The 17,076-nt window shown below is 63.9% G+C and carries 17 protein-coding genes; 7 read left to right on the top strand and 10 right to left on the bottom strand.

Going from position 1 to position 17,076, the window contains the following annotated elements; genetic code table 11:
• Positions 1-175 precede the first annotated feature (175 nt).
• Positions 176-1,246 carry a hypothetical protein gene (locus FFS30_RS14620; RefSeq protein WP_137913902.1) on the bottom strand — a complete coding sequence of 357 codons (1,071 nt, stop codon included), beginning with the start codon at positions 1,244-1,246 and terminating at the stop codon, positions 176-178.
• Between the two features lie 267 nt (positions 1,247-1,513).
• Between FFS30_RS14620 and mtgA the strand changes: the two genes are divergently transcribed.
• From mtgA to FFS30_RS14635, 3 genes are all read left to right on the top strand, one after another.
• The gene (gene mtgA, locus FFS30_RS14625; RefSeq protein ID WP_137913903.1) at positions 1,514-2,239 is read left to right on the top strand and encodes a monofunctional biosynthetic peptidoglycan transglycosylase; all 726 of its coding nucleotides are present in this window, start codon (positions 1,514-1,516) and stop codon (positions 2,237-2,239) included.
• A 91-nt stretch (positions 2,240-2,330) separates the two neighbouring features.
• The gene (locus FFS30_RS14630) at positions 2,331-3,332 is read left to right on the top strand and encodes a glycosyltransferase family 2 protein (RefSeq protein ID WP_137913904.1); all 1,002 of its coding nucleotides are present in this window, start codon (positions 2,331-2,333) and stop codon (positions 3,330-3,332) included.
• A 53-nt stretch (positions 3,333-3,385) separates the two neighbouring features.
• Positions 3,386-3,811: a CBS domain-containing protein gene (locus tag FFS30_RS14635; protein WP_137913905.1), complete on the top strand. Its 426-nt coding sequence runs from the start codon at positions 3,386-3,388 to the stop codon at positions 3,809-3,811.
• A gap of 37 nt (positions 3,812-3,848) precedes the next feature.
• On the opposite strand, the gene FFS30_RS14640 is transcribed toward FFS30_RS14635, so the two are convergent.
• The 4 genes from FFS30_RS14640 to FFS30_RS14655 all read right to left on the bottom strand — a co-directional run bounded on the left by FFS30_RS14640 (position 3,849) and on the right by FFS30_RS14655 (position 9,033).
• Positions 3,849-5,447 (bottom strand): peptide chain release factor 3, encoded by a 1,599-nt coding sequence (locus FFS30_RS14640; RefSeq protein WP_137913906.1) that lies wholly within the window; start codon positions 5,445-5,447, stop codon positions 3,849-3,851.
• 104 nt (positions 5,448-5,551) lie between these two features.
• Entirely contained in the window at positions 5,552-6,505 is a 954-nt protein-coding gene (locus FFS30_RS14645; protein ID WP_137913907.1) for a M23 family metallopeptidase, read from the bottom strand.
• 25 nt (positions 6,506-6,530) lie between these two features.
• Positions 6,531-7,646 (bottom strand): glycosyl hydrolase family 18 protein, encoded by a 1,116-nt coding sequence (locus FFS30_RS14650; protein ID WP_137913908.1) that lies wholly within the window; start codon positions 7,644-7,646, stop codon positions 6,531-6,533.
• A 4-nt stretch (positions 7,647-7,650) separates the two neighbouring features.
• Positions 7,651-9,033, bottom strand: a complete 1,383-nt coding sequence (locus FFS30_RS14655) for an L-serine ammonia-lyase (RefSeq protein WP_137913909.1) — start codon at positions 9,031-9,033, stop codon at positions 7,651-7,653.
• Between the two features lie 58 nt (positions 9,034-9,091).
• Here FFS30_RS14655 and FFS30_RS14660 point away from each other — a divergent pair, with 58 nt between their 5' ends.
• The gene (locus FFS30_RS14660) at positions 9,092-9,325 is read left to right on the top strand and encodes a glutaredoxin family protein (RefSeq protein WP_137914064.1); all 234 of its coding nucleotides are present in this window, start codon (positions 9,092-9,094) and stop codon (positions 9,323-9,325) included.
• Between the two features lie 17 nt (positions 9,326-9,342).
• Here FFS30_RS14660 and FFS30_RS14665 read toward each other — a convergent pair whose 3' ends face one another.
• Complete coding sequence (locus FFS30_RS14665; RefSeq protein ID WP_137913910.1) at positions 9,343-9,888, bottom strand: hypothetical protein; 546 nt, start codon at positions 9,886-9,888, stop codon at positions 9,343-9,345.
• A gap of 295 nt (positions 9,889-10,183) precedes the next feature.
• Here FFS30_RS14665 and FFS30_RS14670 point away from each other — a divergent pair, with 295 nt between their 5' ends.
• From FFS30_RS14670 to FFS30_RS14680, 3 genes are all read left to right on the top strand, one after another.
• Positions 10,184-12,322 (top strand): TonB-dependent receptor, encoded by a 2,139-nt coding sequence (locus tag FFS30_RS14670; protein ID WP_137913911.1) that lies wholly within the window; start codon positions 10,184-10,186, stop codon positions 12,320-12,322.
• A gap of 70 nt (positions 12,323-12,392) precedes the next feature.
• The gene (locus tag FFS30_RS14675) at positions 12,393-13,559 is read left to right on the top strand and encodes a PepSY domain-containing protein (RefSeq protein WP_249352472.1); all 1,167 of its coding nucleotides are present in this window, start codon (positions 12,393-12,395) and stop codon (positions 13,557-13,559) included.
• Positions 13,556-13,744: a hypothetical protein gene (locus FFS30_RS14680; RefSeq protein ID WP_212742482.1), complete on the top strand. Its 189-nt coding sequence runs from the start codon at positions 13,556-13,558 to the stop codon at positions 13,742-13,744. Before FFS30_RS14675 ends, FFS30_RS14680 begins: the two co-directional genes overlap by 4 nt.
• A 21-nt stretch (positions 13,745-13,765) precedes the next feature.
• Here FFS30_RS14680 and FFS30_RS14685 read toward each other — a convergent pair whose 3' ends face one another.
• The 4 genes from FFS30_RS14685 to FFS30_RS14700 form a co-directional block, all read right to left on the bottom strand.
• Positions 13,766-15,127: a GTP-binding protein gene (locus FFS30_RS14685; protein WP_137913912.1), complete on the bottom strand. Its 1,362-nt coding sequence runs from the start codon at positions 15,125-15,127 to the stop codon at positions 13,766-13,768.
• Between the two features lie 106 nt (positions 15,128-15,233).
• Positions 15,234-15,797, bottom strand: a complete 564-nt coding sequence (locus FFS30_RS14690; protein ID WP_249352474.1) for a YceI family protein — start codon at positions 15,795-15,797, stop codon at positions 15,234-15,236.
• Positions 15,718-16,413 (bottom strand): cytochrome b, encoded by a 696-nt coding sequence (locus FFS30_RS14695; protein ID WP_137913913.1) that lies wholly within the window; start codon positions 16,411-16,413, stop codon positions 15,718-15,720. Before FFS30_RS14695 ends, FFS30_RS14690 begins: the two co-directional genes overlap by 80 nt.
• Before the next feature lies 1 nt (position 16,414).
• The gene (locus FFS30_RS14700) at positions 16,415-17,050 is read right to left on the bottom strand and encodes a YceI family protein (RefSeq protein ID WP_137913914.1); all 636 of its coding nucleotides are present in this window, start codon (positions 17,048-17,050) and stop codon (positions 16,415-16,417) included.
• Positions 17,051-17,076 lie beyond the last annotated feature (26 nt).

A 17,076-nucleotide genomic window follows, 5' to 3' on the forward strand; every position in this document is an offset into this window, starting at 1 on the left:
AGGGCACCTATGTTTTAGGATACTAGCAACAAATCTTTAACAAGGGAACAGTAATCCAGAAACAAAACTGTCGTTTCGCTTCGGTTCAGGTGGCGCGTGGATAGCGCATCCCGCATGAGAATTCGGGGATAGACGCGCTGGCGATTCTCCGCGGGCAGGTGCCGCGTACGGAAAATTAGAGATCCTGGTGATACTGCACGTAGGGCACCCGCGCTTGGCTCGATTCGAGCTCACGCGTGACGGGGCCGTTGTTGAGGTAGGGCAGAGCGCCGGAGGACCAAAGGTTCTGCGTACCGAAGCGGAGCATACCGCTCCATGGGGTACGCCAGGAAATGCCGAGATCGAGCCCGGTCATGCGCGATGCGGCCGGACTATTGAATACCGAAGGATCGGCTGGACTCAGCACGTGCCCGGTGACGCTGCCGCCGAACGAGCCGTACTGGACGCCGAAGCTCACCGCGGCCTGATTGAGGCTCGTGAGCGGCGTCGCCATCCCGGGAGCCGACAATTGGATACGACCGAGACTCGCGCCAAGGTTCACCGATTGATCGTCGTTGAGGCGGAAGCGGCCGAGTGCGTTGATCGAAGAATTCTGCGTATCGAGCAGAGAGTAGTTCGACAAACCGAGCGGCAGCGACGGACTGCCCAGTGCAGCAAGGCTGCCGGAGGCGACATAGCTGCCGGTGACGGCCGGAGTGGGATTGTGGTGCAGCCAGGACAGGCCGTAGCTCAAGCCCAATTCGAGCTTGTCGCCGGCAAGCCAGTTCGTGCCGAGGCGGAATTCGCCGCCGCGCGCCAGCGGGCTGACGTTGGCGCAGGAAGCCGCGACGCTGGAACCCAAGCATCCGGCCATCGGCGCCATTAGAACGGTGGATTGCCCGAGACTGACGTGCGCGTTCGCGCTGTCGCCGAACCGCATCACCAAACCGCCCGAGACGAGGTTGGTGACGTCGATCAAACGCCATTCGTTTGCGGGATCGACAAGCGGAGATTTCGGCAGCGTCGGATTCTGATTTCCGCTGGCTGTGACTAAGGTCAGAATGCGACCGTCCGGCGTACCCCACAGCGGCATCGCCTTGGCGTCGGTGCTATCGAGCAGGCTGCTCGATCCGAGCATCTGCTCAAGCAATTGCGGAGTCGGTTGCGCCGGCGGAGCCAACGGATTCTGCTGCATCGGCGCAAGAGACTGCGCGACGCCGACTAGCGGCATCGTGGCAATCAAGGCGATGGCGAGCAGTTTACGCATGCGGTAGATGCAAAAATTCCGTTGGTTACAGAGTGTTCACCCAGGTCTCAAGTTCCCCGGCGGCAAAGGTGCTTCGATCAAACCGATCTTCGATCCATAGGCTTTGAGACTACATGATTTATGAAAAACTAACAATCATTTTCTGGTTTTCCCGAAACTGAATTGCGTTCGGCGACCAGTCCTGCTTTCTCGGCTCGTATGCCAAACTCGTGTGTCGAAAGTGGCCGCCCGATCCGCGGCTGGACAATGCGACGAACTGATATTGATATGGGATTCCTGGGGAAGCCTCAATCCCGCCCGGCGCGGCGACGTTGGCTGCGCAGGTGCGCGGCGATAGTGTTTGGCGGGATCGTCCTGACCTGGCTTCCGGTGCTGGTTTTGCGCTTTTTGCCGCCCCCGACCTCCGGATTTATGGTCGCGCGGCACATCGAGGCGTGGCGGAGCGGCGACAGCGGCTTTGTATTGAAGCAGCGGTTCGTTCCGTCGACGGATATGTCGCCCGAATTGCCGATCGCCCTCGTCGCCGGCGAAGACCAGAAATTCCCCCTGCATCACGGTTTCGATTTCGCCGCGATCGGGGCGGCGATGGACGACGCTGACGATGGCGCGCGCCTGCGCGGCGCCAGCACGATCTCGCAGCAGACCGCCAAGAACCTATTTTTGTGGAACGGGCGCAGCTTCGTGCGCAAAGGACTCGAGGCGTATTTCACCGTACTGATCGAGCTGACTTGGCCCAAGTCGCGCATTCTGGAGGTCTACGCGAACATCGCCGAATTCGGCGACGGCATCTACGGCGCGGACGCGGCCTCGCGCGCATTCTTCGGCAAACCGGCGAGCGGGCTGACCGCGCGCGAGTCCGCTTTGCTCGCGGCGAGCCTGCCGAACCCGGCGAAACTGCGTGTCGACCAGCCTTCGAGCTACATGCTCAAACGCGCGGCGTGGATCGAGCGTCAAGTACGCCAGCTCGGTGGTCCGGCCTATCTGACTCGGTGACCGAACGGCGCATGAAGTGGCGCGCTTTCGCGGTATCGGTTGTCGCACGCATGGGCTAGCATTCGGCGGTCGATATTGCCGTGAACGCTCCATGTCCAAGCTCTGTGTCGTCGTCCCCGCCTACAACGAAGGTGAAAGCCTGCGTGAGTTCCATGCGCGCCTCGCCGCGGTGTTCGATCAGATTGCCGCCCAGACGCAAATGCAATGCGAGGTACTGTACGTCGACGACGGCAGCCGCGACGACACCTATGCCGTGATGTGCAGCCTGCGCGAGAACGATGCGCGCATCGCGACGCTCAAGCTCGCACGCAACTTCGGCAAGGAACTGGCGCTGACCGCCGGTCTCGACGCGGCCGATGCGGATGCGGTGGTTGTCATCGACGCGGATCTGCAGGACCCGCCGGAGTTGATTCCGAAATTCATCGAGACCTGGCGCGAAGGCTACGACGTGGTCTACGGCACGCGCTCGACACGTGCGGGCGAAACGGGCCTGAAGAAATTCACCTCGGCGGCGTTCTATCGGGTGATGGAGCGCATGAGTTCGACGCCGGTGCCGCGCGATACCGGCGATTTCCGCCTGATGAGCCGGCGCTCGCTTGAAGCGCTGAAGCGTCTGCGCGAACGCCAGCGCTTCATGAAGGGCTTGTTCACCTGGGTTGGCTACAAACAGAAGTCCGTGGTCTACGAGCGCGACGCGCGCTTCGCCGGCGTCAGCAAGTTCAACTATTGGCGCCTGTGGAACTTCGCCCTCGAAGGAATCACTTCGTTCTCGACCGCGCCGCTCAAGCTCGCGACCTATGTAGGCATCGGCACGGCGGGTCTCGCCTTCGTCTATGCGGTGTGGGTTTTCGGCAAGGCGCTTCTGCTCGGCGATCGCGTCCAGGGATATCCGACCCTGATGCTGGTGATCCTGTTCCTCGGCGGCGTGCAGCTTATGGCGCTCGGCATGATCGGCGAGTACCTGGGGCGCATGTACATCGAGACGAAACAGCGGCCGCTGTACTTGATCGACGAATTGATTCCCGCGAGCCAAACCGAGGCGACACAGATCGAGGATTCCGTGCGCCGATCGAGCGCTGCCGGCGTACACTAGGCCACGTGCAGTTTGCCGCTGCCCGCCATCTCATTCTTCCGGGAGAAAGTGCGATGCGTATCGTCAAACATTTGATCGAAGGCAAGCGCGACGTCTACTCGATCGGCCCCGACCAGCCCGTGCTTGCGGCCATCCAGCTCATGGCCGACAAATTCGTCGGCGCGCTGCTCGTGATGCGCGGCGACGAATTGCTCGGCATCGTCTCCGAGCGCGACTACGCGCGCAAAGTGATTCTCAAGGGCCGCTCCTCGGCCGAGACGCCGGTGCGCGAAATCATGACGGCGAACGTGATCACCGTGGCGCCCGGCGACAGCGTGCACCGCTGCATGCGCTTGGTGACCGATAAACACATCCGTCATCTGCCCGTGGTCGAGAACGGCAAGGTGGTCGGCATGTTGTCGATCGGCGACTTGGTCAAGGCAGTGATCGACGACCAGGCCGAGCAGCTCGAACAATTGCAGCGCTACATTTCCGGCTGAGGTCCGCGTCCCTCCTCCGAGCGGGAGGAGAGAACCATCAAACCTCTACCGCACTCGCATGCTCGCGCGTCGCGGCGAACGTGACGCCGGGCCAGCGCTCTTCGGTCAGTTGCAGGTTGACTCGCGATGGCGCGATGTAGACGAGTTCGCCGGCCGCATCAAGGGCGAGATTCGACGCCGCCTTTTCGCGGAATTCTTCGAGCTTCTTCACATCGTTGCACTTGATCCAGCGTGCGGTGACGACATTCACATTCTCGAACGTCGCCTCGACGCCGTACTCGTCCTTGAGCCGGTAGGCGACGACATCGAACTGCAGCACGCCGACCGCACCGAGGATCAGATCGTTCGACATCAGCGGGCGGAAGAACTGCGTCGCGCCTTCTTCGGACAATTGCGCAAGGCCTTTCTGCAGTTGCTTGATCTTGAGCGGATCGCGCAGGCGTGCACGGCGGAACAGCTCAGGCGCGAAGTTCGGAATGCCGGTGAAAGCCAGCGTCTCGCCTTCGCTGAACGTGTCGCCGATCGAAATCGTGCCGTGGTTGTGAATGCCGATCACGTCGCCCGGATACGCCTTCTCGACGATGTCGCGATCACTGGCCATGAAAGTGAGCGCGTTTGCGAGCTTCATCTCTTTGGCCGTGCGCACGTGGAACGCCTTCATGCCTGCGCTGAACGTGCCCGAGCAGATGCGCATGAACGCAACGCGGTCGCGGTGTTGCGGGTCCATGTTCGCCTGGATCTTGAACACGAAGCCGGTCAGCGTTTCCTCGGTCGCTTCGATCTCGCGCGTCGTCGTCGCATGCGATTTCGGCGCGGGCGCATGTTCGACGAAGAAGTCGAGCAGGAGCTGCACGCCGAAATTGTTCACCGCCGAACCGAAGAACACCGGCGTCTGCTTGCCGGCGAGGTACTGCCGGATATCGAATGGATGCGAAGCGCCCTGAACGAGTTCAAGCTCGTCGCGCAGTTCGCGCAACATGGCCGCACCGATCTTCTCCGCCAATGCCGGATCATCGATCGAGGGGAAGATCGTCGAGTCCTGGCGGGTGAAATTGCGCCCCGGCTCGAACACGTGCACTTCGCCGGTCAAAAGGTGATACACGCCCTTGAGGCGCGAGCCCATGCCGATCGGCCAGGTGATCGGCGCGCACTGGATTTTCAGCACCGACTCGACTTCGTCGAGCAGTTCGATCGGCGCGCGGCCTTCGCGGTCGAGCTTGTTGATGAAGGTCATGATCGGCGTGTCGCGCAGGCGGCACACGTCCATGAGTTTGATCGTGCGTTCTTCGACGCCCTTGGCGCAGTCGATCACCATGAGCGCGGAATCGACCGCGGTAAGCACGCGGTAGGTGTCTTCGGAGAAGTCGGCGTGGCCCGGCGTGTCGAGCAGGTTGACGACGCAGTCTTCGTAGGGGAACTGCATGACCGACGAGGTCACCGAAATGCCGCGCTCTTTTTCCAGCGCCATCCAGTCCGAGGTGGCGTGCTTGGCTGCTTTGCGCGACTTGACGCTGCCGGCCATCTGGATCGCGCCGCCGAACAGCAGCAGCTTCTCGGTCAACGTGGTCTTGCCCGCGTCGGGATGCGAGATGATGGCGAACGTGCGGCGGCGGTGGGTTTCAGTGACGTGGTCCATGGCGATGCTGCAGGGAACGCGAAAACCGCCGATTGTACCGTAGGGGGCGATTTATCGCGCCCGGCCTTGGATTTTGGTGTGGCGAGGGGCGGTGAATCGAACCGCTACGGGCCGCCGACGCCCATGCCTTCCGCCGGCGTAAACGCCTTGCCGTCCGCGCCGACGAATTGGATCGGCACCGACAGCATCACCATATTGGCGTTGCGCTGCACGACGAAATGCAGATGCGGGCCGCTCGTGTAGCCCGTATCACCGGACAGCCCGAGCGCTTGCCCGGCATGTACCTGGTCGCCGACCTGCACACGCGCACTTTCGAGCTGCAGATGCGCATACACGGCCATCGTGCCGTCGCTGTGCACGATGCGCACGTTGTTCGCGCGGTCGCCGTACTTGTCCATGTCGAGGCCGTTGCCGTAGTAGTCGTTCTCGACCGTCATCACCGTGCCGTCGCGCGCAGCAAGCACCGGCGTGCCTTCGGGCATGCCGATGTCGACGGCATATTTGTTCTGCGCTTCCGTGTGGCTGAATCTGCCGTCGAAGCCCTGGTTGATACGGAATTTGCGGTCCGTCGGAAACGGCAGGACATAGCGCGCGTTCTGGTCGGGTACCGCGCGATAGTCGCCGGGCAGATAGGTGTACCGGTAACCGTAGCGAAAGCCGGCGGCGGGATTGAGCGCGACGATGCGCAGTGCGCGCGTCTCGCTGCGGCCGGGCAGCACCACGCGCGCCGGCAGTACCTCAGGCTCGGTGCGCACGTTGGTCGCGTCGGTGACGTCGAGTTCGACGGTGATCGGGCCGCCGGTGTTGTTGACGAAGACGATCGTGCGGTCCTCGTCGGTGCCGTCCTCGCGCGAACGCAGCAGCGGCTGCGCGTCGGTGCGCACGAGGGTCGACGTCACTCCGGGCGTATTGTCCGGCGGCTTCACGTCGGTGAAGTGGACGATGCCCTGCGCGTCCTTGTACTGATACATGTGCTTCGCGTGCGCCGCGGCGGTAAGGCCAGCGAGCAGGATGGCGAGCACGGTAGGCAGGCGATGGGAGAGGCGTTTTGCTTGCACGTTTCGGCTCCGCCGCAAGGACGAATCAGGGATTCCCGGACGCTGCGCTCAGCCCGCGCGCGAGCACCTGGAGAAGCTCGCCTTCGGGGTCTTCGCCCTGTTCCCAGTACATGATGCCGCCGAGGCGGTTGGAACGGACGAGGGCGATCTTCTCGCGCAGCGACTGCGCGTCTTCGTAACTGACAAAGTGGCGCGTGCTTTTGTTCCACAGGAACGGCGCGTGCGCGTCGGCGTCCCAATGCCGGGCGTAGCCCTGCTTGTCGATATAGTCCTGCTTGAGCTTCTTCCAGCCGCGATAGCCGACGAAACTGCCGAAGTGCTGGTAGACGCCGTCGTGGGCGGGGTCGACTCCGTCGAATTCGCGGCCGTAAAAGGCCGCGCCGAGGAACAGCTTGCGCGGTGCGACGCCGGCGGCGAGAAACTGCTTGACCGCGCGTTCACCGGTACGCGCCGTCGCCGTCGCCCACGCCGACGCGTACAGCCCGCTGTGATGCCCGGTCGTCGGCGTCATCGCGTTGACGAAATCGTAGGTCATCAGGTTGAACCAATCGATCTGCGCATCGACCGCGGCGATGTCGACGTGATCGACGAATTCCGCATCGGCCACGGCGATGCTCAATCGGTAGCGATCCGCCGCGGCGCGCCGCTCTTGCGCGGAAGCGTCATCCAGCGCGGCGCGCGTCTCGGCGAGCAGCGCGGTGAAGTTCTCGCGGTCGTGCTCGCTCGATGCGATTCCGCTCTCGTGATGCCCCGGATATTCCCAATCCACGTCGAGGCCGTCGGCATGTTCGGCGCGCAGCAGGGCGGCGGCGCTGCGCGCGAACCGGCGCCGACCTTCCGCGCTCGCCGCGGCTTCGGAGAAGCCGCCCGCGCCCCAGCCGCCGACCGAGATCGATACGCGCAACTGCGGATGGCCGGCCTTGAGCGCGAGCACTTTGTGCAGGCGCGATCTCGCCTCAGCATCGAGAACGACTTCGCCGCCGGCCACCTTGGCAAACGAAAAAATCAGCGTATCGACCTTGCCGGCATCCCAGGTATCGCCCGCGTCGCGCCCGCCGACATAGCCGACGATGCGATACGGCTGCGCCTGCGCGTGCACAGCGACGGAGAACGCGAGCAGGGCGAGGAGAATGCGGCTCACGGACTCAGCATTCGATGACGTTGACCGCGAGTCCGCCGCGCGAGGTTTCCTTGTATTTGTCCTGCATGTCGCGGCCGGTGTCGCGCATCGTCTTGATCACCTTGTCGAGCGAGACGCGATGCTTGCCGTCGCCGCGCAGAGCCATGCGCTGCGCGTTGATCGCCTTGACCGCGCCCATCGCATTGCGCTCGATGCACGGAATCTGCACGAGGCCGCCGATCGGATCGCAGGTGAGGCCGAGATTGTGCTCCATGCCGATCTCGGCGGCGTTTTCGACCTGGTAGATGCTGCCGCCGAGCGCGGCGGTGAGGCCGCCCGCGGCCATCGAACAGGCGACGCCGACCTCACCCTGGCAGCCGACTTCGGCGCCCGAGATCGAGGCGTTTTCTTTGTACAGAATGCCGATCGCACCCGCAGTCAGCAGGAAATCGACGATACCGGCGTCGTTCGCGCCCGGCACGAAGCGCGCGTAGTAGTGCAGTACGCTCGGAATGATGCCCGCGGCGCCGTTGGTCGGTGCGGTGACGACGCGGCCGCCCGCGGCGTTCTCTTCGTTGACGGCGAGCGCGTACAGATTCACCCAGTCGAGAATGGTCAGCGGATCGCGCAGCGACGCCTCGGGGCGGTTGCGCAGCTCGGCCGCGAGAGTCGGCGCTCGCCGCAGTACCTTGAGGCCGCCCGGCAGGGTACCTTTCTCGCGCATGCCCCTGGCCACGCAGTCCGACATTGCGTTCCAGATCGTCAGCAGGCCCGCGCGAACTTCGGCCTCGCTGCGCCAGACCTTTTCGTTTTCCAGCATCGCCTGCGCGATCGTCTTGCCGGATTCCTCGCAGAGCTTGAGCAATTCGTCACCCGACGAGAAGGGATACGGCAGCGGCGTGGTGTCGGGCACGATCTTGTCGTCGGCGGCCTCGTCGTGATTGACGACGAAGCCGCCGCCGACCGAGTAGTAGTCGCGCGTCGCGATGACTTCGCCGAGCTGGTCGTACGCGGTGAAGCGCATGCCGTTGGTGTGGTAGGGCAGCTTCTGCCGCTTGTTCATGACGAGGTCGGTTTTCTCGTTGAACGGAATCTCGTGCGTGCCGAGCACGCGGATCTTCTTCTCTTCACGGATGCGCTTGAGGCGCTCGGGAATCGTGTCGGGATCGATGCGGTCGGGCCATTCGCCCTCGATGCCGCAGAGTACGGCCTTGTCGGTGCCGTGGCCGCGCCCGGTCAGAGCGAGCGAACCGAAGACTTCGGCGCGAATGCGCGCGACGTTTTCGAGCTGTCCGCGCTCGGCGAGCCAGCGCGTGCAGAAGCGCGCCGCCGCGCGCATCGGCCCGACCGTGTGCGAGGACGAGGGACCGACGCCGATCTTGAACAAGTCGAAAACACTGACAGCCATAAATCACTCCGGAAACTTGCGGTTATTCTACGCTGCCCGACCGCCGTTCTCCGCGCCCATGCATCTGATCCTCTACCAACGCGATGATTGCCCGCTCTGCGATCAGGCGCTCGACGTACTGGCTCGGGCGAAAACGCCGGAATTCGAGAGCGTTTTCATCGACGACGACGCGGCGCTAGAGGCACGCTACGGCGAACGCGTACCGGTGCTCAGCGACGGCGATTCCGGCATCGAGATCGGCTGGCCGTTCGATGTCGCGACGGTAATGTCGTTTCTCGCAGGCGGCCGATAGGACGATCGCCGCGGCAATCAGGGCTCGACGATGCGCAGGTGGACGTCGTCGAGCCAAGCGCTGCCGCCATCTTTCAACGTAGCGAAAATTTCGAGTTCGCGCGTGCCCTGCGGGACTTGCAGTTTCGCCGCCACGCGCGTGAATTCCGTGGTGCCGGTCAGAGTACCCGCGGTCACCGTGTTGTCCTCCGTGCCAACCGGACGCAGGCGCAGACTCCAGCCTTTCTCGCCGACGCCCTCGGTCTTGAGCATCGCCGACAGTTCGACTGTCTTGCCGGCCAAATCGGCTGCAGGCACGCGTTGCGACACGCTGCCGTAGACCTGCTCGCGCTTGCGCGTGATGCGGAAACTCGCCGCGCCTTCGGCTTTCACCTTCCTATCGATCGTCATCTCGTACGAAATCGGGCCGGCGTGCTGCGCGGTCATCCAGCCAGGAATGACGCCGTTGCCCTGAGTCGCCGCTTCAAAACCCGGATTGACCAAGGCGATTTCATTCTTGTCGGGGCCGGCGCAGCCGCCGAGGACCAACGCAAACAGAACACCGATACACGGACTTCCTCTCAATTCGTTCCCCTCGAAGCGGTTGGTTCGCACGCCGATTTTCGCATGCCGTCCGCGATTGTCATCTTTCAGCAGTTCGGTTTTTTGCTGATCCGTTTGGCCGTGTAAGCACCCGAAAGCACGCTTCGATTCGGGCCGACGCCGCGCCCGGATCGGCGGCCCTGCGCAAAGCGCGCCGTGGAAGATTGCTTTCACTGTCGGCTTTTTCGATAATGCGAATTATTCTCATTTCGTCCTTGCGCCAGCCAACGCCAGCGCTTTTGCGCCATCGCGTTTCACTGTCCAAGGAGTTTTTTGCATGCGTACCCGGGAACCGTCCCGAGTCGGCAGCCGCAATCGAGGTTCACTTCGTTGCGGTTCGTTCGTATTCACCACTTTCGCACTCGCCGCTTCGGCGCCCATCCTGCATGCCGGCGACGGCGATTCCGTCGAGGCGGAGAAAGACCGCAACACGCTGGCGACGGTGACCGTCACCGCGGAAAAGACCCAGCGTTCGCTGCAGGACACCGCGACCAGCGTCGCCGTCTTTACCGCCGACCAGATCGAACAGCAGCCCGGGCTTGAGTCGAACCGCGATCTCTTCGCCAACATCGCCAACGTCACCACCGGCAACGGCTCACTCGCGCCAGCGGTGCGTGGCATCGACGGCACCGGCGCGGCGGTCGGTGGCGATGCGTTCTTCGCCGGTTCGCGCCAGCGTCTCGGTTTGCAGATCGACGGTCGTCCGGCGAGCTATAACGAAGTGATCTACGGCAGCTCCGCGCTGTGGGACGTCGAGCAGGTGGAAATGTTGCGCGGGCCGCAGAGCACGCTGCAAGGCCGCAACGCGATCGCCGGCACGATGGCGATCAAGACCAACGATCCGACGTTTCAGCCCGAGTACGGCGCGCGCGTCATCTTCGGCAATTTCGACCGGCAGCAGGCCGGGTTCTACGCGTCCGGCCCGATCGGTGCCGGCGAGCAGGTCGCCTATCGCGTCACCGCGGAGTACGAAACCCACGAGTCCTACGTGCGCGGCTTTCAGAGCTATCCGAACGTCGTCGATCCGGGCCGCTTCCGCAACGAAACGCTGCGCGGAAAATTGTTGTTCAAACCGGCCGCGCTCGACGATTTCACCACAGTCATCACCTTCAACCATGCGGAGAACCGCGGACTGCAGGGCGAGGCGGTATACAACCCCTACGACAGGCTGCAAGTCATCCCGCCCGGCGTGCCCGCGCTGGCGCATTTCGCCGCATGGCCTGTGTTCGAGCCGCAGTCGACCAGTGTGATTGCCGATACGAAGTGGGGTCTCGGCGAGCGCTTCGCGTTCGAGAATCTGCTCTCCGGCACCGATCTCGACATTCATCGCTACGCGCAGCCCGGCCAGGGCAATGCGCAGATCGACACGCGCGAATGGATGTGGGAACCGCATTTGGTGGTGAAGAAGACCGCCGATTCGCTGTGGAGCGGCCTGTTCGGCGCCTACGTGTATCGCGCCAACCAGAGCGAAAGCATCGACTTCATCGGCAATGAACGCTTCTCCGACCACATCGCGACCAATGCCGTATTCGGCCAGGTCAGCATCGATCTGCCGTCGCGTTTCGAGCTGACCCTCGGCGCGCGCTACGAGCGCGAAACGCACCAGCGCCACGGCGGCGACGGTGCCGCCGTGGCGATTTTCGTCGACGAGACCAGCAGCGTGTTCCTGCCCAAGCTCGATCTCGCCTGGCACGCGAACGAGCACCTGACCTTCGGCGTCGACGCCGGCCGCGGCTACAACGGCGGCGGTGCCGGCATCACCTTCGCCGCGCCGATCGTCAACTACGTCTACGGGCCCGAATACGTGTGGAACAACGAGGCCTACTTCCGCTCCGACCTGCTCGGCGGCCGCCTGCGCCTGACCGGCAACGTGTTCCATTCCGACTACAAGGACATGCAACTGCCGTTCAACATCGCGATCAATCCGGGCGAATATTCCGACGTCGTGCGCAACGCGCCGAAGGCGACGACCGACGGCGCCGAAATCGGCGCGCGCTGGCTGCTGCGGCCGGGGCTGGAAGCCTACGCCGACATCGGCCTGCTCGATACCAAGGTGACGAAGTATCCGAATTCGGGCATCCAGGGCAACGAACTCGCGCGCTCGCCGCACGCGACCGGGAACCTCGGCCTGCAGTACCGCAGCGAAGGCGGCCTCGAACTGAGCGCGAGCCTGCGCTATTCCGACGGCTATTACTCTTCGGTGCAGAACGTGCCGCAGGAACAGGTGCACGCATTCTGGCTAGCGAACGCGCAGGCCGGCTACCGCTTCAACGAGCACTGGCGCGTGTTCGGCTACGTCAACAACCTCTTCAATTCGACGACGCCGTTGTTCCTCAACTACAACGCGCCCGGCTTGACCCAGGCGTATCTGGCGACACCGCGCACGTTCGGTGTCGGAGCGCAGATGTGGTTCTGATACAGCGCTCCGGATTCCCGCGGCAACCGTGCCGTCGAAGACTTTCCTTCAGCGAAAAGGCGATCGCGCCATGATGAAACAAGCATCGATACGCCGCTGGTTCTGGGTGCATAAGTGGACCAGCCTGATCAGCACGCTGTTCCTGCTGCTGCTGTGCGTGACCGGCCTGCCGCTGATCTTCCACGACGAGATCGACCACGCGCTCGGCGACGACGCGTCGGTGTCGGCGCTGCCGGCGAGTACGCCGCATCTCGATCTCGACAAGCTCGCCGCAACGGCGAAGCAACTCCATCCCGATCAGGTGATCCGCTTCGTCTCGTTCGATCAGGACGAGCAGCCCGACGCGGTCTTCTTCAGCCTCGCGCCGAAGGTGGATTCGCCGCCGAACGTGTTCACCAACGTCACCCTCGATGCGCGCACGGCGCAAGCGATTACCAATCCGAGCGAAGGCTTTATCAAGATCATCTACAACCTGCACACCGACCTGTTCGTCGGCCTGCCGGGGAAGTTGTTCCTCGGATTCATGGGCCTGCTGCTGCTTGCCTCGCTCGTCTCGGGCACCGTGCTCTACGCGCCGTTCATGCGCAAGCTGGCGTTCGGCACGGTGCGCAAGAACAAGACCAAGCGCATCCGCTGGCTCGATCTGCACAACCTGCTCGGCGTCGCGACTCTGCTCTGGCTGCTCGTCGTCGGCGGCACCGGCGTGATCAATTGCTGCGCCGAACTCGTCTTCCAGTACTGGCAGTTCGATCAGATCGGCGCGATGGCGGCGCCGTACCGCGACAAGCCCGCGGTGACCGAGCCGGGCTCGCTGGAAAAGGCGTTGCAGACCGCGCGTGCCGCGGCGCCGGACATGCGTCCGCGCATCGTTGCCTACCCGGGCACGTTCGTGTCGAGCAAACAGCACTATATGGTGTTCATGGCCGGCAACACGCCGTTGACGAAGAAACTCGGCAAGCCGCTGCTGATCGATGCGACGACCGCGCAGCTTACCGATATGCGCGACTCGCCGCTTTATCTCACGGCGTTGTTGATTTCGCAGCCGCTGCATTTCGGCGACTACGGCGGCATGCCGTTCAAGATTCTCTGGGCGCTGTTCGACGTGATCGCGATCATCGTGCTCGGTAGCGGCGTGTATCTGTGGTGGAAGAAGCGGCGTCTGAGCATCGATGCGCGCCTGGCCGACCTCGACCGCGAGATCGATCTGGGCGGCGGTGCCGCGGGAGCCGTGCGATGAGCTCTGTGCAGAGAGGCGGCAACAGCCTCGGCCGGATTTTTCGCGTGCCGCTCGTGCTCGCCCTGGTCACCGCGTTCGGCCTGCTCTCGGCGCTGCTCGGCGACGATATCTGGGACGTGCTGTCGTGGCTGACGATGGTCGTGCCGCTCGCGGTGATCGGTTACTACTGGATGCGCAAGCGCTGACGCGCCGCTTCGCCCACGCTCCTACGCGGGCTTGCCGCCGCGCAGCCGGGCGAGGATTTCGGCGCGCGCGGAGCGCAGGATCGAATCGCGGTCGAGGCTCGCGACGATGTCGGCGACGGCGCGTTTGGCGCCGCCTTCGCCCCAGGACTTGCCCTGCAGCAGATATTTTTCCGCGGCGCGGCCGACGAGTTCGGTCGCGTACCAGGCGAGTGCGCCCTGCGCGCCGGCAGTGACGACCGTACTCAGGCCGGCGCTGACGCCCTTGAGCGCGCTCGCGACCAGATGCACGCCCCAGATTGCGCCCATCAGCGCGGCGAGCTGGGCGCAGATCGTCGCGATCAGGGTGCCGGCCTCGCTGCGCGTAAGCGGCATTCCGTATACTTTTCCCAAATGCAGCACAAGCGCCACATCGAGCGAGGCGGCGGCGAGCAGGTCGGCGACCGGTACCGGATTGAGCGCAACCGCAACGCCTTTGGCGAGGCAGTAGTTGCGGATCACGCGCTGGGCGAGGTCGCGGCGCGCGGCGGCGACGCGCAGAGCGACCCGGTCGGACAAGTCGCCCGCGAACAAGCCCGCATTGAGCGCGGCGAGCGTCTTGCCCTCGCGCTCGGCGATTTCGCGCACACGCGCATCGAGCGCGGCGACGTCAGGGGTTTGAGCGACGCGTGCCTCGGCTTCATCGCCGTCGGCGCCGACCTGGACGACGATGCGGTCGGCCGGCAGCGCAGCGCAGGCGATCACATCCTCGGCGCGAACGAGCCCGGCTGCATGCTCGCGCAGACGGACAAGCAGGCGCTCGCGTTCGTCGGCGGTGTAGCGGTCGGCCTTGTTCAGCGCGAGCAGCAGCGGACGCTGAGTGCGCCCGAGTGTACGCAGCGCATCGAGTTCGCTCTGGGTCATATCGCCGTCGACGACAAAAATCACCAGATCGCTCAGTGCGGCGACGTCGAAGGCGAGCCACTCGCGTTCCTCACCAGAGAGTTCGTTGATGCCCGGCGTGTCGATCAGATGCAGACCTTGTCCGGCGACTTCATGCCAGTGTTCGGCGTTGCGCGCCTTCGTCGTACCGTGCAGCACGCCGGTCGCGAACGCCGGGCGGCCGAGCAGGGCATTGCCGAGCGCCGACTTGCCGACACTGACGCGGCCGAACACGGCGATATGCAGTTCGCCCGCGGCGAGCTTGTCGAGCAGCGATTCGATCTGGCTGAAGTCCTCGGTCAATTCGCCGCGCACGCCGCCGGGGATGCTCTTGTCGTCGAGCAGCGCGCGCAGCGCATCGCTGGCCTGCGCGACGTGCGCGTCAGCCGCTCCGCCGGTCGATGCGCGCGGCGCTTCGTTGCCGAGCCGCGCGCGCAGTTCCTTCCACCACTCGCCGATATTCATGGCGGTGAGAGACGGCCTTCACGCGAAGCTGTGCGCGCGCAAAATGGACTTGAAAACTGCAAGCCGTTCTCCTTCGCGACCTCGGCGCTTGCGCGCGAAAGCGCTCTTACTTGCCGGTGAGAACCAGATGCCCGTGCACCGGCACGTCGGCGCCGATGTCGTTCCAGTCCTTGCCCGCGCCGAGGCCGAAGTCGGCGCGCTTGAGCACCGTATCGACGTCGAGCGTGGCTTTGTCTCCGGTCGCGGCGAACTTGACCTTGAGCGTGACCGGCTGGGTCTTGTCGCGGATCGTCAGCTTGCCTTTCGCTTCCACGCCGCCGTCGGCCGCCTTGGCGAACGAGTCGGTGACGAAATGCGCCTGCGGGAATTTCTTCGGATCGAAGAATTCGTCGCCCTTGAGCGAATCGTCGCGCTCGCTGCTCGCCGTGTCGACGCTGGCGACGTCGATCTTGACGTCGAACTTCGCCTTGGCGAGATCGGCTTCGTCGTAGCTGATCGCCGCGTCGAATTTCTTGAACTTGCCGTTGAAGCCTTCGTTTTGGTAGGTGCCTTTGAAGGTCAGCGTCGACTGCGCGGCATCGACCGCCCAGTCACGCGCCTGGCCCGCGAGGGGCGTCATCGCCAGCAGGGCGGGCGGCAGCATCGGCAGCAGGCGTCGGGTTTTCAACATGGTCGTTCTCCGTGGTGGCGGGGATGGGATCGGATGTGGCGACGACGGGCGTGCTTGCAAGCACGGGTGCACGCCCCGGCAGCATGCGCGACAGCGTGCCGTCGCGGCTGACGAATTCGTGGATAAAGGCCATCGCCGCATGGCCGCAGGCCACGATGACGAGCAGCCAGAACAGCCATTCGTGCGCTTCGTGCGCGAGTTCCTTCAAATCCACATTGGGCGCGGCGATATGCGGTACTTCGAACAGGCCGAAAAAGTACATCGGCCGCAGCGCCGTGACCGAGTCGAACCACCAGCCCGACAGCGGCACGGCGAACAGCAGTGCGTAGAGCAGCGCATGGCCTGCGCGCGCACCGAGCGCCTGCCATGGCGGCGTCGAAGGCGGTTCCGCGGGACGTGCATCGAATGCGCGCCAGACCAGACGCAGCACGGCAAGCGTGAGGATGAGGATGCCGATCGACTTGTGGAAGTTATAGTACGGAATGATGCTCGGCTTCTTCGGCAGTCCGACCATGTAGAGGCCGACCGCGCCCTGCACGATGATCAGAAGCACGACCAGCCAGTGAAAGGTCTTCGCTAGACTGCCCCAGTGTCGTTCACCGCTCTTCAAAGGCATATCAGTGCTCCGTTGGCGTGGCTGGAACGGACGGCTCGGCGCGTTCGGCTTGTTCCTTCGCGTCGTTGTCGCGAACGCCCTCGGCCTCGATGCGAATGCTGACCGCGTCGCCGACGTCGGGCAAGTATTTCGTCATGCGGAAGTCGGAACGCTTGAACTGTGTCACGGCGCTGAAGCCGGCCGTCCATTTCAGTGTATAGGCATGCACGCCGGCGCGGTTGAAGGTGACCGTGAGATCGAGCGGTCGGGTAACACCGAGCAGAGTCAGCTTGCCGCGCACGATGGCGGTCTTGTCTCCGGTCTTCTCGACCTGGGTCGAGACGAAGCGCGCGGTCGGGTAGTGCGCCACGTCGAGAAATTCGCGCGAACGCAGCTTCTCGTTCCAGGCGGCGTCGCCGAAATCGATCGAGGCGGTGTCGATGACGGCATCGATCTGCGCGCTGCTCCAGTCGTCCGCGTCGAAACGGAAAAAGCCGCTCTTCACGTGCAGGCGTCCGCCCGATTGGGAAAAGCCGAGATGGCTCGCGCTGACCGCGATCTGAGTGTGTACGGCGTCGAATCGATAGTCGCGCGGCGCCGCGACCGCGCCGAGCGAGGCGAAGAAAAAGACCGCAGCGATGGCGCGTGTAGCGAACATGGCGAGACTATGCGATAGCGGGATGA

Origin of the sequence: Rudaea sp. 3F27F6 (genome assembly GCF_005503555.1) — a bacterium.
Classification (GTDB): domain Bacteria; phylum Pseudomonadota; class Gammaproteobacteria; order Xanthomonadales; family Rhodanobacteraceae; genus Rudaea.